Below are 3,125 nucleotides of genomic sequence, written 5' to 3'. Positions count from 1 at the left end.
GAGCTCGTGCGCCAGGCGAGGTCCTATGGGATGCGCGTGATCGGCCCCGAGTCCTTGGGGATCGTGAACACGAACCCGGAGGTTTCCCTCAACGCCTCCATGGCCCCGAACCTGCCCCGGCGCGGGGGACTGGGGCTGTTTTCGCAATCCGCGGCCATCGGGGTCTCCGTCTACGCGGCAGCGAGCCGCCGGGGCCTGGGCCTTTCCTCGTTCTTGTCTGCCGGCAACCGCGCCGATGTCTCCGGCAACGACGTCATGCAGTTCTGGGAAGACGATCCCGATACTGTCGCCGTCGGGCTCTATTTGGAGTCGATCGGCAATCCGCGCAAGTTCTCCCGCCTGGCCCGCCGATTGTCGCGGAGCAAGCCGGTCATCGTCGCCAAATCGGATGTGACGGGGCTGCGGCTTCCGCCGGGGCACGTGGTGAGGACCACACTGGCGCCTGCGGCCGCCCTGGACGCGATGATGCGCCAACCGGCGTCATCGCCGTCGAAACCATCGAACAGCTCATGGACGTGGCGCAGATCGTGTCCAGCCAGCCCCTGCCCAAGGGCCCGGCGCTCGCCGTCTACAGCAATTCCGCGGCCTTCGGCAAGGTCGTGGCGGACAACGCGGCGCCCCAGGGGCTCGTCGTCGACAGGATCGTCACCGACGTGGATCTGGACGCGGGGATGTCCGCATCGCGGGACGGGCTGCGGCGCAGCCTCCGGAAGAATCTTGCAGACGATTCCGTGCATGCGGTGGTGGCGGCCATGGTGCCGTCCCGCAGCCTCACGATGGAAGCGATCGCGGGAGTGCTCGCTGAATGCGCGGCGGAGGCCGGAAAGCCCGTCGTCGCGGCATTCACCGGGATCCTCGACACTTCCGTGCAACTGGACGGATTACTCGCCCCAAACGGGGAGTCCGGGTCTTCCCTTCCTTGCTACTCCAGCGCGGGCAGCGCAGTGGCGGCCTTGGCGGCTGTGGTCCGTTACGCGAAGTGGCTGGACCGGGACCAAGGCATGTTCATCGAGCCTCCTGGTTGCGACCGCGAAGGTACCCGCGAACACATCGAGCGGCTCCTGTCTGCTGTCGCGGGGGAGCAATTGGTACGGCTCGACGGCGGCGAATCGGCCGCGCTTCTGTCCCGCTACGGAATCCCCGTGGTGCCGTCGGCTGTGTTCGAGAGCGACGACGAAGCGGTAGACGCCGCCGAACGTCTCGGCTGGCCCGTGGTGCTCAAGACCACGGATCCCGCCCTCCGGCACCGCCTGGACCTGGGAGGCGTGCGTCTCGACATCGAGGATGCGGACTCGCTTCGGCGCAACATCGCGCAGATGCGTCGCGCACTAGAGCCCTACGGTTCATCGGCCATAGAGGTGCAGGCCATGGTTCCAGTGGGACAGGCGTGCACCTTCCGGGCCATCGAGGATCCGCTCCTGGGGCCCGTGGTCTCTTTCGGTTTGGCGGGAGACGCGTGAACCTCCTGGACGATTGGGCGCACCGGGTACCTCCCTTGTCCACGACTGATCTCCACGACTTCATCAGGGCACCCCGGGCTTCCCTGAAACTGTTCGGCTACCAAGGGCTGCCGGCCGTGGACGTGGCCGCCCTCGAAGACCTCGGAGCACGGCTGGTCCGGCTCAAGGATGAACACCCCGAAATCGCGCTCGTGGAGTTCAATCCCGTCCTGGCCGGGACCCGGGGCGCGAAAATCCTTGCCGCCGAGGTGTGGATCGGGAACGCCGCACAGCGCACAGACAGTGCCCGCCGTGCGATGCTCAGCTGAGCTGGCAGTTGACCGCCGGAGGGCCGGACGGTTATGAAGTCCCCAGCCGATCTGTGAAAATGGGGGAATGAGCTCGAAGTCCCCGACGCCTCCGTCCGGTCCGGCTACCACCGGGCACCATGCAGCACACAACCACAGCTCGCAGGGGCAGAGCCTGGACCAGTCACTTCAACGGGCAGGCTTCTATCCTGTCCTGGTTGCCGATGTTGTGGCCGACGCCTTGGACGGGCGCGACTGCCTTGCGCATCTGGTGCATTTGGAAACACATTTCGACCGTGCCGAGGTCCGGCGGCACATCACGGTCCTCGTCCTCACCGAGGACATGCTGGTGATCACCCACGTCGACGACCAGCAGCTCGACGAAGCCGGGGAGCAGATCGTCGCCCAGATTTCCACCGAGTCCGTCCCCGTGGCACAGATCCGCTCGGTCGTCCTCAGCTACATGTATGCGCAGCCGCAGAACTACACTCCCAGCGACCCCGTCAGGGAGCTGACCCTCTCCATTGCCTGGTCCGGAGGCCAGCGGCTGGACGTGGGACCCGCCAGCTGCGGCGATCCCCAGTGCGAAGCCGACCACGGATACACGGGCACCATCTCCCAGGAGGACATCGTGCTGCGGATCAGCTCCGAGGCTGACGGACCCCGGGCCGTTCAGGACGCGAAGGTCTTTGCCCGCGCGCTGCGGGCCGTGAATACGGGCGCTCCCGGGCCCTCGGTTCACGCAAGTACCATCTCCGGTCCGCGACTCCGCTCCGGCGTCTTCGGCAACAGGCTGAGCCGCGGGCACCAGCGCTGATGGCGACGTCGGAACCCGTCGCCCAGGACACCGTCCCCGTTACCGGCGCCATCCCCGAGCTTCCCGGCGCGCCGCTGTATGGCAGCAAATCGATCGCCGAGGTTTTCACGAGCGCCGCGGCGAGCATGGGCCTGCCCGGCTTCGACAACAAACTGCACTTGCCCGCATCGCAACGCGTGTGCGTTGTTCTCGCCGATGGCCTGGGGCGCAATCTCCTGAAACAGAAGGCCGCGCACACCCCGTTTCTGAGGTCGATTGCGAATTCGGGACAGGGTGCCGTCCCGGTGTGGCTTGATTCGGCTTTTCCTTCCACCACGGCATCGTCCTTGGCCAGCCTTGGAACCGGCCGCACGCCCGGTGAACACGGCATGGTGGGCTATGACGTCCTGGATCCTGCCCAGGACAAGGTAGTCAACTTGCTCGGCAATTGGGACGCTGGTGTCGACCCCTTGCGTTGGCAGCCGTTCCCGACAATCTTCGAACGGGTGGCCGCTGACGCCGACGTCGTCACCGTGAGCCTGCCCCAGTTCGGGGCGTCGCCGATGACCCGCGCGGCGCTCC

General features: G+C 66.6%; 2 protein-coding genes and 1 pseudogene. All 3 read left to right on the top strand.

Annotation, left to right across the window (positions count from 1 at the left end):
- Window positions 1–1,768 (top strand): annotated as a pseudogene (locus tag AHiyo1_RS15095) (acetate--CoA ligase family protein); the annotation flags it as partial.
- 67 nt (window positions 1,769–1,835) lie between these two features.
- Window positions 1,836–2,564, top strand: coding sequence for a DUF5998 family protein (locus AHiyo1_RS15090; RefSeq protein WP_059389109.1), 729 nt, complete (start codon window positions 1,836–1,838; stop codon window positions 2,562–2,564).
- Window positions 2,564–3,125: alkaline phosphatase family protein (locus tag AHiyo1_RS15085; protein WP_148667606.1), on the top strand; the 562-nt coding region annotated here is incomplete at its 3' end. The genes AHiyo1_RS15090 and AHiyo1_RS15085, both read left to right, overlap by 1 nt.

It is taken from the genome of Arthrobacter sp. Hiyo1 (assembly GCF_001263615.2).
Taxonomy (GTDB): domain Bacteria; phylum Actinomycetota; class Actinomycetes; order Actinomycetales; family Micrococcaceae; genus Arthrobacter.
The sequence above is the reverse complement of the archived record's forward strand: the minus strand, read 5'-3'. Positions and strand labels throughout refer to the sequence as shown.

What these genes read in the sequence shown, in the direction of transcription:
- AHiyo1_RS15090 (WP_059389109.1), top strand. Translation starts at nt 1,836, where the DNA reads ATGAGCTCGAAGTCCCCGACGCCTCCGTCCGGTCCGGCTACCACCGGG.